The sequence below is a fragment of the Gemmobacter lutimaris genome, from assembly GCF_003570715.1.
Taxonomy (GTDB): Bacteria; Pseudomonadota; Alphaproteobacteria; order Rhodobacterales; family Rhodobacteraceae; genus Gemmobacter; species Gemmobacter lutimaris.
Map to the genome: position 1 here is coordinate 311,369 of NZ_QXXQ01000002.1, position 20,343 is coordinate 331,711.

General features: G+C 67.3%; 20 protein-coding genes. 11 read left to right on the forward strand and 9 right to left on the reverse strand.

Annotated elements, in window-relative coordinates:
- Positions 1 to 33: 33 nt before the first annotated feature.
- The 6 genes from mutY to D2N39_RS04700 all read right to left on the reverse strand — a co-directional run bounded on the left by mutY (position 34) and on the right by D2N39_RS04700 (position 6,226).
- Positions 34 to 1,083 carry an A/G-specific adenine glycosylase gene (mutY, locus tag D2N39_RS04675; protein ID WP_119133613.1) on the reverse strand — a complete coding sequence of 350 codons (1,050 nt, stop codon included), beginning with the start codon at positions 1,081 to 1,083 and terminating at the stop codon, positions 34 to 36.
- Positions 1,084 to 1,095: 12 nt separating this feature from the next.
- Complete coding sequence (locus D2N39_RS04680; protein ID WP_119133614.1) at positions 1,096 to 1,578, reverse strand: RNA pyrophosphohydrolase; 483 nt, start codon at positions 1,576 to 1,578, stop codon at positions 1,096 to 1,098.
- Between the two features lie 40 nt (positions 1,579 to 1,618).
- Entirely contained in the window at positions 1,619 to 2,968 is a 1,350-nt protein-coding gene (locus tag D2N39_RS04685; protein WP_119133615.1) for a S41 family peptidase, read from the reverse strand.
- 52 nt (positions 2,969 to 3,020) lie between these two features.
- On the reverse strand, positions 3,021 to 4,169 hold the full coding sequence (locus tag D2N39_RS04690; RefSeq protein ID WP_119133952.1) for a murein hydrolase activator EnvC family protein: 1,149 nt from the start codon (positions 4,167 to 4,169) through the stop codon (positions 3,021 to 3,023).
- Positions 4,169 to 5,692, reverse strand: a complete 1,524-nt coding sequence (gpmI, locus tag D2N39_RS04695) for a 2,3-bisphosphoglycerate-independent phosphoglycerate mutase (RefSeq protein WP_119133616.1) — start codon at positions 5,690 to 5,692, stop codon at positions 4,169 to 4,171. The genes D2N39_RS04690 and gpmI overlap by 1 nt, the downstream gene beginning before the upstream one ends.
- Positions 5,693 to 5,764: 72 nt before the next feature.
- Entirely contained in the window at positions 5,765 to 6,226 is a 462-nt protein-coding gene (locus tag D2N39_RS04700) for an RrF2 family transcriptional regulator (protein WP_119133953.1), read from the reverse strand.
- Between the two features lie 187 nt (positions 6,227 to 6,413).
- Here D2N39_RS04700 and D2N39_RS04705 point away from each other — a divergent pair, with 187 nt between their 5' ends.
- The 7 genes from D2N39_RS04705 (at position 6,414) to D2N39_RS04730 (ending at position 13,615) form a co-directional block, all read left to right on the forward strand.
- The gene (locus D2N39_RS04705) at positions 6,414 to 8,564 is read left to right on the forward strand and encodes an FAD-dependent oxidoreductase (RefSeq protein ID WP_119133617.1); all 2,151 of its coding nucleotides are present in this window, start codon (positions 6,414 to 6,416) and stop codon (positions 8,562 to 8,564) included.
- The gene (locus D2N39_RS04710) at positions 8,561 to 9,169 is read left to right on the forward strand and encodes a CDP-alcohol phosphatidyltransferase family protein (RefSeq protein ID WP_119133618.1); all 609 of its coding nucleotides are present in this window, start codon (positions 8,561 to 8,563) and stop codon (positions 9,167 to 9,169) included. The genes D2N39_RS04705 and D2N39_RS04710 overlap by 4 nt, the downstream gene beginning before the upstream one ends.
- Positions 9,170 to 9,183: 14 nt before the next feature.
- On the forward strand, positions 9,184 to 10,374 hold the full coding sequence (locus tag D2N39_RS04715; protein WP_119133619.1) for an ABC transporter substrate-binding protein: 1,191 nt from the start codon (positions 9,184 to 9,186) through the stop codon (positions 10,372 to 10,374).
- Complete coding sequence (locus tag D2N39_RS04720) at positions 10,371 to 12,062, forward strand: ABC transporter permease (RefSeq protein WP_119133620.1); 1,692 nt, start codon at positions 10,371 to 10,373, stop codon at positions 12,060 to 12,062. The genes D2N39_RS04715 and D2N39_RS04720 overlap by 4 nt, the downstream gene beginning before the upstream one ends.
- Entirely contained in the window at positions 12,059 to 12,706 is a 648-nt protein-coding gene (locus tag D2N39_RS04725; protein ID WP_119133621.1) for an ATP-binding cassette domain-containing protein, read from the forward strand. The genes D2N39_RS04720 and D2N39_RS04725 overlap by 4 nt, the downstream gene beginning before the upstream one ends.
- A gap of 65 nt (positions 12,707 to 12,771) precedes the next feature.
- Positions 12,772 to 12,945, forward strand: a complete 174-nt coding sequence (locus tag D2N39_RS22795) for a hypothetical protein (RefSeq protein WP_158589775.1) — start codon at positions 12,772 to 12,774, stop codon at positions 12,943 to 12,945.
- Between the two features lie 61 nt (positions 12,946 to 13,006).
- Complete coding sequence (locus D2N39_RS04730) at positions 13,007 to 13,615, forward strand: TetR/AcrR family transcriptional regulator (protein WP_119133954.1); 609 nt, start codon at positions 13,007 to 13,009, stop codon at positions 13,613 to 13,615.
- Here D2N39_RS04730 and D2N39_RS04735 read toward each other — a convergent pair.
- Together D2N39_RS04735 and D2N39_RS04740 are read right to left on the reverse strand one after the other, a co-directional pair.
- A complete protein-coding gene (locus D2N39_RS04735; RefSeq protein WP_119133622.1) occupies positions 13,612 to 14,277 on the reverse strand; it encodes an NYN domain-containing protein in 666 nt (221 codons plus the stop codon). The genes D2N39_RS04730 and D2N39_RS04735 overlap by 4 nt on opposite strands.
- Positions 14,278 to 14,339: 62 nt before the next feature.
- Entirely contained in the window at positions 14,340 to 15,134 is a 795-nt protein-coding gene (locus D2N39_RS04740) for an NYN domain-containing protein (RefSeq protein WP_119133623.1), read from the reverse strand.
- Between the two features lie 151 nt (positions 15,135 to 15,285).
- On the opposite strand from D2N39_RS04740, the gene D2N39_RS04745 reads away from it, so the two are divergent.
- From D2N39_RS04745 to D2N39_RS04760, 4 genes are all read left to right on the forward strand, one after another.
- A complete protein-coding gene (locus D2N39_RS04745; RefSeq protein ID WP_158589776.1) occupies positions 15,286 to 16,164 on the forward strand; it encodes a DMT family transporter in 879 nt (292 codons plus the stop codon).
- 84 nt (positions 16,165 to 16,248) lie between these two features.
- The gene (locus tag D2N39_RS23630) at positions 16,249 to 17,211 is read left to right on the forward strand and encodes an NAD(P)-dependent alcohol dehydrogenase (RefSeq protein ID WP_119133625.1); all 963 of its coding nucleotides are present in this window, start codon (positions 16,249 to 16,251) and stop codon (positions 17,209 to 17,211) included.
- A 150-nt stretch (positions 17,212 to 17,361) separates the two neighbouring features.
- The gene (locus D2N39_RS04755) at positions 17,362 to 17,790 is read left to right on the forward strand and encodes a PACE efflux transporter (protein WP_119133626.1); all 429 of its coding nucleotides are present in this window, start codon (positions 17,362 to 17,364) and stop codon (positions 17,788 to 17,790) included.
- A gap of 58 nt (positions 17,791 to 17,848) precedes the next feature.
- Positions 17,849 to 18,310: a GNAT family N-acetyltransferase gene (locus tag D2N39_RS04760; protein WP_119133627.1), complete on the forward strand. Its 462-nt coding sequence runs from the start codon at positions 17,849 to 17,851 to the stop codon at positions 18,308 to 18,310.
- A gap of 4 nt (positions 18,311 to 18,314) precedes the next feature.
- On the opposite strand, the gene D2N39_RS04765 is transcribed toward D2N39_RS04760, so the two are convergent.
- Positions 18,315 to 20,255 (reverse strand): lytic transglycosylase domain-containing protein, encoded by a 1,941-nt coding sequence (locus tag D2N39_RS04765; RefSeq protein WP_119133628.1) that lies wholly within the window; start codon positions 20,253 to 20,255, stop codon positions 18,315 to 18,317.
- Positions 20,256 to 20,343 lie beyond the last annotated feature (88 nt).

A 20,343-nucleotide genomic window follows, 5' to 3' on the forward strand; every position in this document is an offset into this window, starting at 1 on the left:
CGCGGCGGAGTGTAGGCGGGCGCCGGGGCGGGCTCAACCACCCGTGATGTCGCGGGGCACCAGATCCCAGCCCTTGCGCATCACCGTGGGCAGGGCGGCGGGGCGGAAGGCGGCGCGCGGAAGGAAGGCGCCGCGCTCGGGGCGCGCATCGGTGACGGTGGTCAGCACCTGAAGCACCAGATGGAAATGGGTGAAGGTGTGGCGCACCTCGCCCACGCGCTGCCAGTCGGCCAACAGCGGGGCGGGGGCGTCCGTCCCGTCCCAGCCGGCGGTCGGAAAGCCTGCCATGCCGCCCAGCAGCCCGGATTGCGGCCGTTCCTCCAGCAGCACCGCGCCATCGGGGCGCAGGGCGATCCACAGCAGGCCTTCGCGCACGGGCTTCGCGGCTTTCGGGGTCTTGCGTGGCAGGTCCGCCTGCACCCCGGCGGCACGGGCCGCGCAATCAGCGTTCAGCGGGCAGATTGCGCAGGCCGGTTTGCGTGGCGTGCAGATCGTGGCGCCAAGGTCCATCACCGCTTGCGCATAGTCGCCCGGCCGCTCCGCCGGTGTCAGCCGCTCGGCATGGGCCACCAGAACAGGCTTCGCACCGGGCAGCGGTTCTTCGACCCGAAACAGCCGCGCCATCACCCGTTCGACATTGCCATCCACCACCGTCTCGGCCCGGTCAAAGGCGATGGAGGCCACCGCCGCCGCCGTATAGGGCCCGACGCCGGGCAGCGACAGCAACTCCTCGTGCGTGTCGGGAAAGCGGCCGCCGTGATCGCCCGCGACGGCGCGGGCGCATTTCAGCAGGTTGCGGGCGCGGGCGTAATAGCCAAGCCCGGCCCATTCGGCCATGACCTCGGCATCCTCGGCCGCCGCAAGCGCCGCGACATCCGGCCAGCGCGCGGTAAAACGGTGGAAATAATCGCGCACCGCCGCCACGGTGGTTTGCTGCAACATCACCTCGGACAGCCAGACGCGGTAGGGATCGGCCCGCATCCCGGCGGCGCGGTCGGCGGGCGAAACGCGCCAGGGCATGATCCGGTGGTGCCGGTCATACCAGGCCAGAAGCAGCGCCTGCACGGTGGCGGGGTCTGTCATGCTCGGTGTGGCTCAGGCCAGATGCGGGCGAAACTGCGCCACGACCTCTTCGTAGACCGCGCGCTTGAAGGGCACGATGGCGGCGACCATCGCATCGGCCTGCGTCCATTGCCAGCGGTCGAACTCGGGGTGTTCGGTGGCGATATTCACCTGATCGTCGCGGCCCAGATAGCGGAACAGGAACCATTTCTGCTTCTGCCCGCGATATTTGCCGCCCCAGACCTTGCCCAGAAGCTCGGCCGGCAGGTCATAGGTCACCCAACCGTCGGACTTGGCAACGAACTCCACCAGATCTTCGGTGATGCCGGTTTCTTCCCACAATTCGCGCAGCGCGGCCTTGCGGGGCTTTTCGTCCTCGTCGATGCCACCCTGCGGCATCTGCCATGCGGCGCTGGTGCTGTCCTTGCGGTTGCCGGTGAAGATCAGCCCCGCGGGGTTGATCAGCATGACGCCCACGCAGGGGCGATAGGGCAGGGATGCGGGATCTGTCGCCATGATATGTCGGGGCCGGTCGCCCGGCCCCCCTTTCCTGAACTTACTCGGCTTTCGGGGCGATGGCCTCGGCCCCGCGCAGGATGTCCACCGCATAGGCGAGCTGATAATCCTCGTCGCGCAGCTTGGCGGCTTCGGCGGCGCGCTCCTGCTCTTCCTTGTATTGGCGTTTTTCGTCCTCGGTCATCGAGTCGTTGGACAGAACGCCGCGCAGATCGGCTTCGCTGCGCGCCTTCGCCGCCGCTTCGGCCGCTGCCGCCTCGGTGCCGGCCTCGCCTTCCTTCTTCATCGGCTGGTTCACCACGATGTCGGGCGAGATGCCAAGCGACTGGATCGACCGGCCCGAGGGCGTGTAATAGCGCGCCGTGGTCAGCCGCATGGCGCCTTCGCCACGCAGCGGGATGACCGACTGCACCGAGCCCTTGCCGAAGCTTTTCGTCCCCACCACGATGGCGCGGCGGTGATCCTGCAAGGCGCCCGACACGATTTCCGAGGCCGAGGCGGAACCGCCGTTGATCAGCACGACCATCGGTTTGCCTTCGATCAGATCGCCCGGCGTCGCGTTGAACCGTTCTCCATCCTGCGGATTGCGGCCACGGGTCGAGACGATTTCGCCCTTGTCAAGGAAAGCATCCGACACCTTGATCGCCTGCGTCAGCAGCCCGCCGGGGTTGTTGCGCAGGTCGAGCACCACGCCGTTCAGCTTGTCCTTGCCGCCAAGCTGTTCAAGCGCCTTCTTCAGCTCGGTCTCCAGCCCCGGATAGGTCTGGTCGTTGAAGGTGGTCAGGCGCAGCACGGCGGTATGGCCGACCACGCGGCCCTTCACCGCCGTCAGCTTGATCGTGTCGCGGATGATCGACACATCGAACGGGTCTTGCACGCCGTCGCGCACCACGGTGATGACGATTTCCGAACCGACCTCGCCGCGCATCTTGTTCACCGCATCGTCGAGGCTGAGCCCCAGCACGCTTTCGCCATCGACATGGGTGATGAAATCGCCGGACTGGATGCCGGCCTTGTAGGCGGGCGTGTCATCCATCGGCGAGACGACCTTGATAAAGCCGTTTTCCTGCGTCACCTCGATGCCCAGGCCGCCAAATTCACCGCGCGTCTGCACCTGCATATCGCTGAAATCATCGGCGGGCAGATAGTTGGAATGCGGGTCGAGCGAGGTCAACATGCCGTTGATCGCGGCTTCGATCAGCTTCTTGCTATCGACGTCTTCCACATATTCGGCGCGGATGCGTTCAAAGATGTCGCCAAACAGATCAAGCTGTTCATACACCGAACTGTTCTTCGCGGCTTCCTGCGCGATGAGCGGGCCTGCGACCTGCGTTGACAGAAGCACACCTGCCACGGTGCCGCCCAGTGCGGCCATCACGAATTTCTTCATCGCCTTCGTCGTTCCCTTTCTCAAGGCTTCCGCCTGATCGCACCTTTACCCGTCACGGCACCTGCTGGCGCGCGGCAAGCGGGGCGGTGGCCTCGAACCACGGCATCGGGTCCACCGGCTCCCCCCCCTGCCGCAGCTCCACATACAGCGTCGCGGTTTCGCGCGTGGCGCCATCCTGTGCCGGGACGAGGAATTCGTCTACCCCCGGTTCGCCGCCACCCATCAGGCCAAGGGGGGCGCCCGCCGAAACGACCTCGCCCACCTCGCCATATACGGTTTCCAGCCCCGCAAGAACCAGAAGATAACCGGGACCGGGTTCAAGGATCATCACGTTTCCGAAATTGAGCAGGGGCCCGCGATAGCGGATCGTGCCCGACCACGGGGCGGTGACCAGCGCGCGGGGGCGGGTGGCCAGCACCATGCCGGGGCGGCGGACGCCCGCGCTGTCGGCCTCGTCCGGGCGGCGCAGCAGCGTGCCCAGCGCGGGCAGCGGCAGCTTGCCATGCGAGAAGCCGAAATCGGCCATGCCCTCGGCCTCGACCTCGTTCAGGGCCAGCCCGGCGGCAAAGGCATCCAGTGTATCGGCGCTTTGCAGCAGGTTTTTCAGCACCTCGGGATCTTCGGTGAACCGCTTCGGCAGTTGTGTGCGTTCCGAAATCGCCTGGCTCAGTGCGGTGCGGGCCTCTTGTGCGGCGCGCAACCCGTCGGCCAGCGTGCGCCCGGCGGCGGTTTGCAGGGCGCGCAGGTCGCGGACCTCCTGCAACTGGGCGCGCAGGGTTTCGGCCTCGGCCCGTATCGCGGGGGTCACATCGGCGATCATCATGCCCGAACGTACGGTGCCCAGTGGCCCCGAAGGGTGCAGCAGCAGCAGCGGCGCCGGGTCGGATTCCATTCGCCCCAGAACGCCCAGCAATTGCGCCAGCCGGTCGCGCTTGGCCTCGAACTGGTAAAGCAGCGTCGCCTCGCGGATCGAGGCCTGCCGCAGGCTTTCGCGCAGGGCGGTCAGCCCCTGTTCATAGGCGGTAATGGTGCGGGTCAACGCCTGCACCCGGTCGCGCGCCTGCCGCGCATCGCCCAAGGCGGTAACCGCCTCTTGCAGATTGCGCGCCGCCGTCTGCGCCTGTTCGGCAACGGAAGCCGCCGCCGCCGGCCCGCCAAGGGCCAGTGTCGTCGTCAGGACAAGGGCGGCGAGGCGGCGCATCATCCGGCGATCAGGCTCTGCCCGGTCATTTCGGCCGGTTGCGGCAGGCCCATCAGGTGCAGCACCGTCGGCGCCAGATCGGCAAGTCGCCCACCGGCGCGCAGATGCGCTCCTTCCGGCCCACCGACAAGGATCACCGGCACCAGATTGGTGGTATGCGCGGTATGCGGCCCGCCGGTCACGGGGTCCACCATCAGTTCGCAATTGCCGTGATCGGCGGTGACGATCATCGCGCCGCCCGCCTTTTCCAGCGCCGCCAGCGCAAGGCCAAGCCCGGTATCCACCGCCTCGCAAGCCTTCATCGCCGCCTGAAGGCTGCCGGTATGGCCCACCATGTCGGGGTTGGCGAAGTTCACCACGATCAGGTCATAGCCATGCTCAATGGCGCCGACCAGACGCTCGGCCACCTCGGGTTCGCTCATCTCGGGTTGCAGGTCATAGGTGGCGACCTTGGGCGATTTCGGCATGAACCGATCTTCGCCCGCCGAAGGGGTTTCCTTGCCGCCGTTCAGGAAGAAGGTGACATGAGGGTATTTCTCGGTCTCGGCCAGACGGAACTGGCTGCGGCCATGGCTCGCCACCCATTCGCCCAGCGTGTTCACGATGTCCTGCTTGGGGTAACAGGTGGTCATGAAGCCGTTGTGGGTGGTCGAATAATCGACCATCCCCAGCAGGGCGGCCCATTGCGGCCGGGCGCTGGCGTCAAAGCCGTCGAACCCGGGCTGACCCAGTGCCAGCAGGATTTCCCGCGCGCGGTCGGCGCGGAAGTTCAGGCAGAAGAAGCCGTCGCCATCCTTCGCACCCGCATAGCCCGCGACCACGGTGGGGGCGATGAATTCATCCGTCTCGCCGCGCTGATAGGCGGCATCGACGGCGCGGGCGGCAGTGGTCGCACACTCGCCCTCGGCTTTCACCATGGCGTCGAAGGCGCGGCCCACACGCTCCCACCGATTATCGCGGTCCATCGCCCAATAGCGGCCGATCACCGTGCCGATGCGCGCGCCTTCCGGCAGCCCCTCGACCAGTTCGCGCATGAAGGTCACGGCGGAAGAGGGCGCCACGTCGCGCCCGTCGGTGATGGCGTGCAGCACCACCGGCACCCCGGCACCTGCAATGGCGGTGCAGGCTGCCAGCACATGCCGTATGTGGCCATGCACCCCACCATCCGAGATCACGCCCATCAAATGCGCCGTGCCGCCGGTCTTCTTCAGCGTTTCGATGAAATCGAGCAGCGCCGCATTACGGAAGAAGCTGCCATCCTCGATGGCGAGGTCGATCTGCCCCAGATCCATCGCCACCACACGGCCCGCACCGATATTGGTGTGCCCGACCTCGGAATTGCCCATCTGCCCGGTGGGCAGGCCCACATCGGGGCCATGGGTGATCAGCAGTTCATGCGGGCATTCGGCCCAGATACGGTCGAAATTCGGCGTTGCGGCCAGCGCGGGGGCATTGGCGGCGCGTTCCTCGCGGTAGCCCCAGCCATCCAGAATGCACAGAACGACGGGTTTCGGGATGGTCATGCGCGGCCCCTCTGCTTGGCGTTGCCGGGGTTTTACGCCGCCCGGCGCTGTGCTGCAACTGCCCGCCGTGTGTCAGGCGCCTTCCGCCGGGCCCAACACCTTTTCTGCCGTTCCGGCATGCAGCATGTCTTCCAAAGTCAGCGAGTCGATGATGACCAGATAGGACCAGAACACCTCGGCAAAGACCTTGCGGATGCGGCAGGTCGCCTCATCCGTGCAATCCTCGCAGCGCTGATAGGCACTGCGCGACAGGCAGGTCAGCGGCGCGATGGGCCCGTCAATCTTGCGAAGAAGATCCGAGATCGAGACATCGCGCGGCGCCTTCACCAGCGAATATCCGCCCGAACGCCCGCGCGTCGAGGCAATCACCCCGGCATTGCGCACATCCAGCAGGATATGTTCCAGAAACCGTTTCGGCGTGGCGGCGCGGCGGGCGATTTCCTCGATGGTCAGCGGTTCGGGCCGATCCGCCCGCGCCTCGTCGGCGAGAACCAGCAGCGCCTTCAGCGCGTATTTCATCTTCTGGGTGATCATCTCGTGCCGGGCCGCTTGCGGAATGTTTCCCTGCATACCGGCGCGGCGCGGGCTGTGCAATGTTTCAGGCCCTGACGCAGGCGTGAACGGCGCGGATGTAGCAGTTCGCGCCAAGGTGCGTATTGCCTTATAGAAGTGGGATGGAGGCAGGCCGATGGCCAGCGGGCAGAGAGCAAGGGGAAACGGCATGAAACGGCCTTTGCTGTTTCTTGGATTGGCGGCGGGTGTCGTCGTGGCGGGCTTTGTGCTGCGCGACGCTGTGCCCGATCTTGCGACCCTGCGTGCGCATCTGGCCGGGGTCGAGGCGTGGCGTGCGGCGCATCCATGGCTGGCGGCCGGGCTGTTCTTCCTGCTTTACGTTGTGGTCACCGCGCTGTCCCTTCCGCTGGCGGTTTGGCTCACGCTGGCGGGCGGGGCGCTGTTCGGCTTCTGGGCCGGATTGGCGCTGGTGTCCTTTGCCTCCACCATCGGGGCGACGCTGGCCTTTCTGGCGGCACGGCACCTGCTGCGGGACTGGGTCCGCGCGCGGCTGGGTGAGCGGAGGGCGGCCCTTGATGCGGGCCTGAGCCGTGACGGCGCCTTCTACCTGTTCAGCCTGCGGCTGATCCCGGTGGTGCCCTTCTTTGCCGTCAACCTGCTGATGGGGCTGACTCCGATCCGCACCGGAATGTTCTACGGTGTCAGTCAACTGGCCATGCTGCCCGCCACGGCGGTTTATGTGAATGCGGGCACCCAGCTTGCGAAGATCGACAGCCTGTCCGGTCTCGTCTCGCCCGCGCTTCTGGCCTCTTTCGCGGTCTTGGGCCTGTTCCCGTGGCTGGCGCGGCTGGTCGTGAGCGCCTTGCGCCGCCGCCGGATGCAGGCGCGCTGGACCCGGCCGCGCCGGTTTGACCGTAATCTGGTGGTGATCGGCGCGGGCTCCGCCGGTCTGGTGACCGCCTATATCGCCGCTGCCGCGCAGGCGAGTGTCACGTTGGTCGAGGCCGGTGAGATGGGCGGCGATTGCCTGAACACCGGCTGCGTGCCGTCGAAGGCGCTGATCCGCAGCGCGAAGCTGGCGCAGGAGATGCGGCAGGCTTCGGTGCTGGGCATCGGCGGCCCGGAGCCGCAAATCCGCTTCGCAGAGGTGATGGAGCGTGTGCATCGCACCATCGCAGAGATCGCACCGCATGACAGTGTGGAGCGGTATACCTCCCTCGGGGTCGAGGTGATGCCGGGTCGTGCCCGTATCCTCGATCCCTGGACGGTGGAGGTGACGCTGAACGGGGGCGGCACAGAGCGGCTCACCACGCGCAGCATCGTCATCGCCACCGGCGCACGCCCGGTGGTGCCGCCGCTGCCGGGCATTGATACGGTGGACTGCCTGACCTCGGATACGCTCTGGTCCCGCCTGCGCGGGCGCGAAACAGCCCCGTCGCGGTTGGTGGTGCTGGGTGGCGGGCCGATCGGGACGGAGCTTGCACAGGCGTTTCAGCGGCTCGGGTCACAGGTCACGCAGGTGGAAATGGCCGACCGCCTGATGATCCGCGAAGACCCGGAGGTTTCCGCCCACATCCGCACCGCGCTGGAGGCCGATGGCGTGCAGGTGCTGACCGGGCACAAGGCGCTGGCCTGCGGGCGTGACGAAAGCGGCAAATGGATCGAGGTCGAGGGGCCGCAGGGCCGTCAGCGCCTTCATTTCGACGAGATCATCGCCGCCGTCGGCCGCGCTGCCCGCTTGAAAGGCTTCGGGCTGGAGGAGTTGGGCATTCCGACCGACCGTGTGGTGCAGACCAACGAATACCTCGAAACCCTTCACCCCAATATCTACGCGGCGGGCGATGTGGCCGGGCCTTACCAGTTCACCCATACCGCCGCGCATCAGGCATGGTTTGCCGCCGTCAACGCCATGGCCGCGCCGTTCTGGCGCTTCCGCGCCGATTACAGGGTCATCCCCTGGGCCACCTTCTGCGACCCCGAGGTCGCCCGCGTCGGCCTGTCCGAGACCGAGGCGCGCGACCGTGGCATCGCGCATGAGGTCACGCGCTACGGTATCGACGATCTGGACCGCGCCATTGCCGACGGTCGGGCGGAGGGCTTCGTCAAGGTGCTGACGGTACCGGGCAAGGATCGTATTCTGGGCGTCACCATCGTCGGCCATCATGCGGGCGATCTGATCGCGGAATTCGTGCTGGCGATGAAGCACGGGCTGGGGCTGAACAAGATCCTTGGCACCATCCACATCTACCCGACTCTGGCCGAGGCCAACAAATACGCGGCTGGCAACTGGCGTAGGGCGCATGTGAACCCGAAGCTTCTTGCGCTCGCCCGCCGTTTCCACGACTGGAGGCGCGGATGATCGACGCCGCGCTTCTGCCCCTGCAACACCGCCTGCTGCGCGCCCCGGCGCAAGCGCTGGTGGCGCGCGGCATCAGCGCCGATCAGGTGACGCTGGCGGGTTTTGCCCTCGGGGTATTGGCGCTGCCCGCGCTGGCTTTCGGCGCCTGGGGACTGGCGCTGGCGCTGATCGTGGCGAACCGGCTCGCCGACGGGCTGGATGGTGCAGTGGCGCGGTTGACGGGCCCGACCGACCGGGGCGCCTTTCTGGACATCGCCTTCGATTTCGCCTTCTACGCGCTGGTGCCGCTGGGCTTTGCGCTGGCCGATCCGGGCACCAATGCGCTGCCCGCCGCGCTGCTGATCGCGTCCTTCATCGGCACCGGGTCATCCTTCCTTGCCTTCGCCGCCATCGCCGCCAAACGCGGCGAGGTCGCGCCGGCCTATCCGTCAAAAGGCATTGCCTATCTGGGCGGGCTGACGGAAGGGGCCGAGACCATAGCGCTGTTTCTGGCCATGTGCCTCGTGCCCACGGCCTTTCCCTTGCTCGCCTGCCTTTTCGCCACCGCCTGCACGCTGACCACCGTGCTGCGCTGGTGGTGGGGCTGGCGCGCCTTCGCCCCTTGATGACAGGAGTTTTCATGCGCTTTCTTGCACTTGCCACCGTTCCCCTGACGTTGGCCCTTGCCAGCCCCGCGCTTGCCGACTGGCAGGCGACGCTTGATGCCGCGAAGGGCCAGACTGTCTACTGGAACGCATGGGGTGGTGACGACCGCACCAATGCCTTCATCCAGTGGGTCGGGCAGGAGACCGAGCGGCTGTATGGCGTGAAGGTCGAACAGGTGAAGCTGACCGATACCGCCGAGGCGGTGACCCGCGTCATCGCCGAAAAGGCGGCGGGGCAGGACAGCGGCGGCTCGGTGGACCTGATCTGGATCAACGGGCCGAACTTCCTTGCGATGAAGGAACAGGGGCTGTTGCACGGGCCCTTCACAGCCGATCTGCCCAATGCGAAATACGTCGATCTGACGGGCGCCGCGCCCTCGGCGGTGGATTTCACCGTGCCGGTGGAGGGGATGGAAAGCCCGTGGCGGCTGGCGAAATTCGTTTTCGTCCATGACAGCGCGCGCGTGCCGGAACCGCCGCGCAGCATGGCGGCCTTTGTTGACTGGGCGGCTGCACATCCGGGGCGCATGACGCATCCTGACCCGTCGAATTTCATGGGGGCCACCTTCCTGAAACAGGCGCTGATCGAACTCGCACCCGATCCTGCGGCGCTGCAACAGCCGGTGACGGATGCTACCTTCGCCACAACCACCGCGCCGCTTTGGGTGTGGTATGACGCGCTTCGCCCGAACCTGTGGCGCGGTGGTGCGACCTTCCCGGAAAATCAGTCGGTGCAGCAGCAATTGCTGAATGATGGCGAGTTGGATATCGCCATGAGCTTCGATCCCGCCTCCACCGCCGCCGCCATCGAACAGGGGCTGCTGCCCGAGACCGCCCGCGTTTTCGTGCCAGAGGGCGGCACCATCGGCAATGTCAGTTTCGTTGCCATCCCCTATAACGCCGCCCATGCGGCGGGGGCCGAGGTGGTCGCGAACTTCCTTCTGGACCCGGCAACCCAGGCGCATATGCAGAATATCGAGGTGCTGGGGTCGTTCTCGGTTCTTGATCCGGCGAAGCTGGACGATGCCGGGCGCGCGGCTTTCGCCGCCCTGCCCACCGCCCCGGCGCTGCCCAAGCTGGAGGATCTGGGGCCGACACTGCTGGAACCCCATGCGAGCTGGATGACCCGCCTGACCGAGGAATGGGCGCGGCGCTACACGAAATGAGCGATGGCCGGGGCCTGCGCGGGCTGGTGCTGCTGGTGGTCGGGACGGGGCTGCTGGTCCCGATTCTGGCCGGTCTGGCGGAAACGGCCGCTGCGGCCTTTGGCCATCTGCCCGCACTGGGGTTTGATGGCTGGAGCCTCACGGCCTGGCAGGCCCTCGCTGCCGAGCCGGGGCTGACCACCAGCCTGCGGCTGACGCTGGTGATCGGGCTGGGGGCGACGGCGCTTTCGGTCGTGCTGGCCATGGGCGCCGTGGCGGCGCTGGCCGGGCGGGTTCCGGCGGCGCGCGGGATGCGGGCGCTGGCGCCGTTTCTGGCGGTGCCGCATGCTGCCATGGCGATTGGCCTTGCCTTCCTTCTGGCGCCCTCGGGCTGGATCGCGCGCGGGCTGGCGCCGATGATGGGGTGGGTGCTGCCGCCCGGCCTTGCCAGTGTGAATGATCCGTGGGGGCTGGCGCTGATCCTTGGTTTGCTGGTCAAGGAGGTGCCCTTTCTCATGCTGGTCACATGGTCGGCGCTGGGCCAGATCGACGCGGCGCGGCAGATGGCGGCGGGCAGGGCGCTGGGTTATGCGCCTGCCGCAGTCTGGGTCAAGGTGCTGCTGCCGCAGCTTTGGCCGTTGGTGCGGTTGCCGGTGGCGGTGGCGCTGGCCTATGCGCTGTCAGTGGTGGATATGGCGATCATCCTTGGCCCGTCGAACCCGCCCGTGCTGGCCGTGGCCCTGACCCGCTGGTTCTTCGACCCCGATCCCGCCCGTATCCTGCCCGCCGCCGCCGGGGCGCTGGTGCAGGCGGGCATCGTGGCGCTGGGCCTTGCGTTGCTGTGCGGGGCGGAGCGTCTGGCCCGCTGGCTTGGCCGACGGTGGGTGCAGGCGGGTGGGCGTCGCGCCTTCGGGCCAGGACTGGCCGCCGTGCTGGTTGGTGGGCTGCTGACCCTCGCCGCCTTGGCATTGCTGGCTCTGGCCGTCTGGTCACTGGCCTGGCGGTGGAGCTTTCCGCAACTGCTGCCCGAAAGCTGGTCGCTGAAATTCTGGCTGGCCTCGGGGCGCTGGGGCGCCGCTTTGGGCATGACGCTCTGGCTTGCAATGGCCTCCACCGCACTGTCCGTCGCACTGGCGATCCTGTGGCTGGAGGCAGAGGATCGCGGCCAGCGCACCCGCGCCCGCTGGGCCGAAGCGCTGATCTACCTGCCGCTGATCCTGCCGCAGATCGCGTTTCTTTACGGGCTGAACGTGGTGGCGCTGCGGGCAGGCCTGTCGGGCCATCCCGGCGCGGTGATCTGGGGGCAGGCGATTTTCGTCTTTCCCTATGTGATGATCGCGCTGACCGCGCCGTGGCGGGCGCTTGACCCGCGCCTGACCCGTGCGGCGGCGGCGCTGGGGGCGGGGCCGTGGCGGCGGCTCGTCCGCGTCAAGCTGCCGGTGCTGCTGCGCCCGATCCTGACCGCGGCGGCTATCGGCGTGGCGGTATCGGTCGCGCAATATTTGCCGACGCTGTTTCTGGGCGCGGGGCGGGTGGCGACGCTGACGACCGAGGCGGTGACGCTGTCGTCCTCTTCCGATCGCCGGGTGGTGGCGGTTTATGCCAGCCTTCAGGCGCTGGTGCCCTTTGTCGCCTATGCGTTGGCGGCGCTGCTACCCGCATGGGTGCATCGCAACCGCCGCGATCTGGCCGGAGCCGTGCCCGCATGAGCCTTGTTCTGGAAAAGCTGATGGTCACCCTGCCCCGCGCCGACAGGCCGCTGTTCGAGGTTAGCCTTCGGGTCGAGCCGGGGCAGGTGGCCAGCGTCATGGGGCCGTCAGGCGTCGGGAAATCCACGCTGCTCGATGCGGTGGGGGGGCATCTGGCGCCGGGCTTTCGTTGCGCGGGTCGGGTCTGGCTGGCCGGGCGTGACGTGACCGCGCTGCCCGCCGAGGCCCGGCGCATCGGATTGATGTTTCAGGAGGCGCTGCTGTTCCCGCACCTGTCGGTGGGCGACAACCTTGCCTTTGGGCTGAGCCCCGCCGTGCGGGGACGTGCCGCGCGCCGTGCTGCCGTGGCTACCGCGCTGGAGCGCGCGGGGCTGGCCGGGATGGAGGGGCGTGACCCCGCCACCCTGTCGGGCGGGCAGCGGGCGCGCGCGGCATTGATGCGCACGCTGCTGGCCGATCCCGCCGCGCTGCTGCTGGACGAGCCCTTCTCTCGGCTGGACACCGGGTTGCGGGCCGAAATGCGCGCCTTCACCTTCGCCCATATCGCTGAACGGGGTATCCCGGTGCTGATGGTGACGCACGATCCTGAAGATGCGACCGCGGCAGCGGGGCCGGTGCTGCGATTATCTGCCAAGGGGGCTTGAAAAACTGAACGACTCGGTTCACTTTGCGAAAGTGAACCGAGTCGTTCAGTTTGTGGAGCCTTCCGATGCGCCTGACCTTTGCCGCCCTCTGCCTTGCCGCCTTGCCCACGCTTGCCACTGCGGGGGGCGCCCCCTTCGATCTGCCGCGCCTGACCTTCCCCGACCCGGCGCCGCCCGTCACACAATCCTGCACCGATCCGGTCGCCATTGGCAGTGCGACCTGCGCGCAGGGTCTGTGAGCGCCGGTGCTTGCGGGCGCCCGGTCGGCTCGTCTACTCTGGTGACATGGAAAGCCATGTCATGCCGCGTGCCCGCAAGGGTCGGAAGTTCGATCAGGTGCTGGAAGGCGCCCGCAACGTGTTTCTGCAACACGGGTTCGAGGGCGCCTCGGTCGATGACATCGCCCGCGAGGCAGGGGTCAGCAAGGCCACGCTTTACAGCTATTTCCCTGACAAGCGCCTGCTGTTCATGGAGGTGGCGCAGACCGAGTGTCATCGTCAGGCCGACGAGGCGGTGGAACTGATCGACCAGAACGCGCCGGTGCGACAGGTGCTGACCGAGGCTGCGCGGCGCATGGTCGCCTTCCTCATGTCCGATTTCGCGCAGAAGGTGTTTCGCATCTGCGTGGCGGAAAGCGAGCGCTTCCCCGAACTGGGGCATCAGTTCTACCATTCCGGCCCTGTGCTGGTGCGGGAGCGGCTGATGGAATACCTCGCCAAGGCGGTGGAGCGTGGCGAGTTGCAGATCGACGATCTGGCCTTCGCCGCCGACCAGTTCGCGGCGCTGTGCAAGGTGACACTGCACGAACAGACGATCTTCGGCGTCGCCGCCTGCTGTCCGCCGCAGGAGGCCGACAAGGTGGTCTCGGGCGCGGTCGAGATGTTTCTGGCGCGCTACGGGGTGCGTTAGAGCAGCCGGACGCTGCCGCCGGGCGTGGACTTGTCCAGCCTGAAGCGGTCGGAATGGGCAGACAGAAACTTGCCCCAGCTTGCGTGACCCGTCGCCTGTAATCTTCCCGTCATGGCTTGCCCGATCCTCGTGAGTGGCAAGGCGCCATTCGGTGCGACGGATCTTAACAGGGCTTCCACCTCTTGCAACAATACGGCTTCGGCCGATGTCGGCGCGGGGCATGCGGGCTTCAACTCCACAAACCCCGTGCAGCTCTTGCGCCAGTTTTGCGGCGCCGCAGCCTCGCCCATGCCATAGACCGGAATGCCGCGTTCGCGCAGGTGGATGGCGATATGGCTGAAGTCGCCGTCATTGCTGGCAAGCACCAGAACATCTGCAACGCGTTCGTGCGCCAGCGCCATGGCCTCGATGCACAACAGCAGGTCGGCGGCGTTCTTGCCACGTCCGGCATGGACCAGCCGGTAACCTGGCGCCGCGTCCCAGCGCGGCAGCCTGGCCGCATCGCCATACACGCGCCTGACTGTCACCGCACCATGTTTTGCGGCCTGTGTGATCAATGATCCGGCATGGCGGTCACCAAGATTCTCGCCATCAACCAGCAGGGCAACACGGGCGCGACCGGAGGTATGGGTCGCCATGAGTTCGGGGGACAGGGCATTCATCGGAGACTCGCACTGGTTTCAGCCAGTCAAGTCGCCGATTATGGCCCTGTCATGGCGATGGATCAGGAGCGGTCGCGCGCCAGCAGTTGACCACCCGGACCCGGTTTCACCTCGAACCGGCTGGAGATCTTGCGGATCAGGTCCGACAGCTTGGCGCTGCCATAGGTGCGGGTGTCGAAATCGGGATTGGCCTGAGTGATATACTGGCCGATCTGGCCAAGCGAATACCATTCACCCTCGGGGTCGATGGCGCGCATCGCGGCGGCGATCAGCGGGATGGCCTTTTGCGGAGATTCCGTCTCGCGCTTGCCACGCGGGGGGCGCGGTTCGGCCGGGGCGGTATCGGCGGGCGTGGTATCCACAGGCTCCGGCGCGCGGTCTACCCGAGGTTCTGGCGGGGTTTCCTCCGCCTCGTCAGCACCGAGGTTCTCGACATAGATGAACCGCTTGCAGGCCATGCGGAAGGCCTCGGGCGTTTTCTTCTCGCCGATGCCGTAGACATCCAGACCCTGTTCGCGGATGCGCGCCGCCAGTCGGGTGAAATCGCTGTCAGAACTGACCAGAACGAACCCGTCAAACAGGCCGGAATGCAGGAAATCCATCGCCGCGATCACCAGCCCGATGTCCGAGGCGTTCTTGCCCTTGGTGTTGGAAAACTGCTGATCCGCCACCATGCCCAGCCGCGCGACCTTCTTTGCCCAGCCACCAAGACGCTGTGCCGACCAGTCGCCATAGATGCGGCGCACGCTGGCCTCGCCCAAGGCGGCGATTTCCTCGAAGATCGCCTCGGCATAGCCGGCGGGCACGTTGTCGGCGTCGATCAGCACACACAGGCGGGGAGTTCTGGTTTCGGGCATCATGGTCCTCTTGTTCTTTTGCAACCATTGTCACAGGTTCGGCGCCTCAGGGGAAGCGGATTTGCCGGTTTCCCTTGCCCAAGGTCGCCATCAGGCGGGAAACACACGGAAAATCCCGCGACCCTGCACCGGGCGAGGGCAGGAGGACGGAATGGAGCAGGGACGCGGAACGCTGGCCGGGATCGGGCTGATGCTGGCGGCAATGGCGGTGCTGCCGTTTCTGGATGTGGTGGCCAAGACGCTTGGCCAGCAGGGCATGCCGATCCTTCAGATCGTCTGGGCGCGCATGGCGATGGGCACGCTGATGACCGCGCCCTTCGCCGCGCGGATCGGCGGGCTGCGGGGGCTCTGGCCCGCGCGTCCGGGGATGCATGCGCTGCGCACGGCCTTCCTGATCAGTGCAACCTTCTGCTTTTTCTTCGCGCTGAAATTCCTGCCGATCGCCGATGCCCTTGCCATCTTCTTCGTGCAGCCGCTGGTGGTGACGGCCCTGTCGCCGCTGGTGCTGGGTGAAAGGGTCGGGCCACGCCGCTGGGCGGCGGTGGCCGTGGGCTTCATCGGCACGCTGGTCATCATCCGGCCCGGCTTTCAGGCGATCAATCCGGGCATGTTGCTGGCGCTGGCCGCAGGGACGAGCCTTGCGCTTTACATGCTGATCACCCGGCGCATGGCGGGGCGCGATCATGCGATGGTCACCACCTTCCAGACCAGCCTGATTGGCGCTATTGCCGTCAGCCTTGCGGTGATCCCGGTCTGGCAGGCGCCCACGCCCGCGCAATGGGCGCTGTTCCTTGCCCTCGGCTTCGTGGCGACCTTCGGCCATTACCTGATCGTGATGGCCTATGACCGGGCGGAGGCGAGCCTGTTGGCCCCTCTGGCCTATACCGAGATGATCATGGCCGTCGCCGTGGGCTGGTGGTTCTTCGGCGATTTCCCGGATATTTGGACCTTTGTGGGTGTCGGCATCCTGATGGCCTGCGCGCTTTACATCTCGGCCCGCGAGCGCGTCGTGACTAAACCTGCGGAGTAGAGGCCGGATTTCAACCCCCTGCCGACTTGCCCTGCTGGCCTTGTCTGCCCAGCCTCTGCCCGCGACAGGCAAGGGGAACAGGAAATGCGCGCAGCGATATGCCGGGATTATGGCGGCCCCGGAGTAGTGAGGATTGAGGATCGGCCCGTGCCGGTGGCAGGGCGGGGGCAGGTGTTGGTCCGGGTGCTGGCCACCACGGTCAGCGCGGGCGACGCGCGTATCCGCGCGATGCGGATGCCTCCGGGAATGGGTTTGCTCGGGCGGGCGATGTTCGGTCTGCGCCGCCCGCGTCAGCCGGTGCTGGGAGCCGAGTTCTGCGGCAGGGTCGAGGCACTGGGTCCGGGTGCCACAGGCTTTGCGCCGGGTGATCTGGTGGTCGGCATGGCGCGCGGCGGGGTTCATGCCGATTATGCCGTTCTGCCTGCCAACGGCCCGCTGATTCCGAAACCCGAGACGCTGAGCCTGCATGAGGCCGCCGCCATGGCCTTCGGGGGCACCACGGCCCTGACCTTTCTGTGCGGCGTCACCCAGTTGCGGGCAGGCGAGCGGTTGCTTGTGATCGGCGGTGCCGGGGCCGTTGGTTCGGCGGCGGTGCAGATCGGCCGCGCGCTGGGGGCAGAGGTCGCGGCCCTGACCCGGCCTGGCAATACCACTTTGCTGGCTGCACTGGGGGCCGAGCCGCTGCCCTTTCACCCCGCGGCCCTGACGCGTGAGGCGCGGCGCTGGGATGTGGTGCTGGACACCATGGATCTGCCACGCCGCACCGCCCGCGCGCTGCTGGAGCCAGACGGAAGGCTGCTGATGGTCGCGGCAGGGCTGGGTGACATGCTGTCGCCGCTGGGCAATGCGCTGCGGCGACAGAAGCTGCATGTCGGCATGGCCGGGGAAACCCGCGCCGATCTGGAGGCGCTGGCCGATGTCGTTGCGCGCGGACAGTTTCGCCCCGTCATCGACCGTGTTCTGCCCTTCGACAGCATTGCCGAAGCGCATGCCATCGCCGACAGCGGCACGAAACGCGGCAGTGTGGTTCTGGATCTGACCGGCTGAGCGGGGTGGTTGCCGGAAGGCCACGGCTACGGCTTTCCTTGCCCGTCCCCTTTTTCCCGCACGCCGCCAAGATTATCTTGCGTCGGGAAGGGACGACCCTTCGACTGCATCCAACGCGGGACGGCCCGCCCGAAAGGAAAGGGCCGCAAGATGCGCAACTTCCGTGATCGCCTGCGCCATGCGCTGAGTTTCGAAATCCTCGGGCTGCTGCTGGTGACACCGCTGGCCATATGGTTGCTGGACATGCCCGCCGCGCATGTGGGTGTGGTGACGGCGGGCAGCGCCACGCTGGCCGTGATCTGGACATGGGCCTACAACTGGGGGTTCGATCTGATCCTGCATCACCGGCGCGGCGATACCCGCAAGGGTCCGGGTCTGCGCATCCTGCATGCGGTTCTGTTCGAACTGGGCCTTCTTGTGGTGCTGGCGCCCTTCATTGCCTGGTGGCTGGACGTGAGCCTGACCGAGGCGCTGCTGCTCGATCTGGGCTTTGCTCTGTTCTACATGGTCTACGCTTGGGCGTTCAACTGGGGCTATGACCGGCTGTTCCCGCTGCCGGAATGGGCCGAGGGCGGTTAAGGGGCTTGCATCGCGGCGGAGGCGGTCCATAATTTGATCAAATTATGGAGTTGAGACCATGCCTACCCATCCCCTCACGCTGCTTGCTCTTGGCCCCGAAGATGCCCGCCTCGCAGCAGATTTCGTGCACCGGCTGATCGTCGAGCTTTCCGGCGACCCCGATATCCCGACCAGTCCCTACCGGGAGGCGGCGGCGGATCTGCTCGGCTCGGGCCGTATCGGCGGCGCCAAGGCGCTGGTGGCGGGGCAGGTTGCCGGCCTGATCCTGCTGGATGATTGCGCCGCCATCTATGCCGGCGGCCGTTTCGGCGAGATCACCGAGCTTTATGTCCTGCCCGGGTATCGTTCGCAGGGGGTGGCCGCGCGGCTGATCGGCTGGGCCGTGGCGCAAGGACAAGCCCGGGGCTGGCGCCGGATCGAGGTCGGGGCGCCCGCGCTGCCGGAATGGCAGCGCAGCTTCGATTTCTACCGCCGCGAGGGCTTTGCCGAAGTCGGCCCGCGTCTGCGCCGCCTGCTATAGTGCCTCAGCCTTTCAATTCGGCGGTCAGGCGGATCGGGCCGGGGCTGCCGCGCAGGCGGGCGCGATAGATGGTCAGCGATTCGGCCACCCGCATCACATAGGCGCGGGTTTCGGTGAAGGGAATCATCTCGACCCAGTCCACCACATCCACCGTATCGCTGCGCGGGTCGCCAAATTCGGTGATCCAGCGGCGCGGTCGCCCCGGCCCGGCATTGTAGCCCGAGGCGACCAGCGCGATGGATGGCCCGAATTCGTCGACCAGCTTCGCCAGATAGGCCGATCCCAGCGTGGCATTATAGGCCGGGTCGGAGGTCAGCCGCGCCAGTTCATAGGGTTGGCCGATCTCGGCCGCCGTGCGTCTGGCGGTTTCCGGCATCAACTGCATCAGCCCGCGCGCCCCCACCGGGCTTTGCGCCGCCGGGTCGAACTCGCTTTCCCGCCGCGCGATGGCCAGCGCGAAGGCACGCGACACCGCCAGCCCCTCGGCTGGCACCAGATCAGGCATCGGGAAATAGGCGGCAGGCAGGATCACACCCCGCTCTGCCGCCTGTTTGGCGATCAGCACGGCGACATGCGGCTCGTGGATGGTCAGCGCCAGATTGGCGAGGCTGGCGGTATCCTGCGGGCCCAGACCTTCGGCCAGATGCAGGATGAACCGCTTGCCCAGCGTCCGGTCGCCCGCGTTGAACAGCAGAAGCGCCGCCTCCAGCACGCTGGAGCGGGCGAAGGTCCGGTTGCGCCAGTCGGGTGCTTGCAAGGGCGCCAGAAGCGCCGGGTCGAGCGGCTGGCCGATCCGTTCGGCGGCAAGCTGCCCGTAATAGGCGGTCTGCATCGTGGCCGCACGGGAATAGGCGGATTTCGCTGCGGGGTCGCCCAAAGCCTCCAGCGCGCGGCCCTGCCAGTAAAGCGCGCGCGACATCGAAATCGGCGTGGCGACATTCTGTTCCAGATGGCGGAAGTGGCCCAGCGCGGTCTGCGCATCGCCCAGCTTGCGCAGCGCGATGAAGCCCGCGAGGAACTCCAGATCCGCGTAATCGCCGCCCGAGGTCAGGTAGTGCCGCGCCGCGATCCGGTAAGCGGATTTCGCATCGCCATCGCGCAGGAGCTTGCGCGCAAGCTGCGCGCGGCGCTTGCCCCAGGCCTCGGGGCGGCCCAGCGTCTCGGCCTTGGCGGATGCGTCGAGCATCAGCGCCGTCGCCTCGGGCCAGAGATCGCGCGCGATGCGCCAGTCCATGCGGGCATGGGCGATCAGCGGATGGGCCGCCATGGCCGGGGGCAGGGCGGCTAGCCGGGCATCGACGCCAGTGTCGCGCGCCATCAGGGCCAGCCGGGCCTCGGCCAAAGCGCGCCAGTCCGGCGAAAGGCGCGGCAACAGCCGCTTTGCCTCGGCGGCGCGGCCGTCCCACAGCAGGCGTTCCAGCCGTTGTGCGTTCAGCGTCGTCAGACCGGGGTAAAGGCCCAGAAGCGCCGCCTCGTCCTCGGGTGTCAGCGGCAGGTCGGTCCATGCGCGGCGGGCCTCGGCCTCAGCCTCGGGTGCGCGGCCACTGGCCCGCAATGCACTGATGACGGCCAGGCTTCCGGTGCCGGTTTCGGGCAGGTGGCTGCCGAACCAAGCCAGAACACGGCTGGGCGTGGTGGACCGCGCCACTGCCTCCTCACCTTTTTCGCGCAGATAGGGCAGGCCAGGCCAGTCGGGGCGGCGGGCAAGAAAGTCCTCATACTCCGTCAGTGTGCCGTCGCCTGCGCGCAACCGTTGCCATTCGATGATGTCGCGGCCCACGGGGGAGGCATCGGCGGCCAGCCGCGCGGCCTCGGGCCAGTTTCGGCGCCCTGCCTCGTTCAGCGCCAGCCTCAGGGCGCCGGGTGTTTCGGTTTGTGCCGTGGCGGGGGCCGCGGTGGCGGGCAGGGCAAGGGCGAGGCTGGCGGCAAGGAGAAGGCGCTTCATGCCCCGAACCTGCCGCAAGCGTGCGGCAGGGGCAATTCACTTCGCCGCCAGCGGCGGCGACCGGCGCCCCGGCGCCGCCCAAAATTCT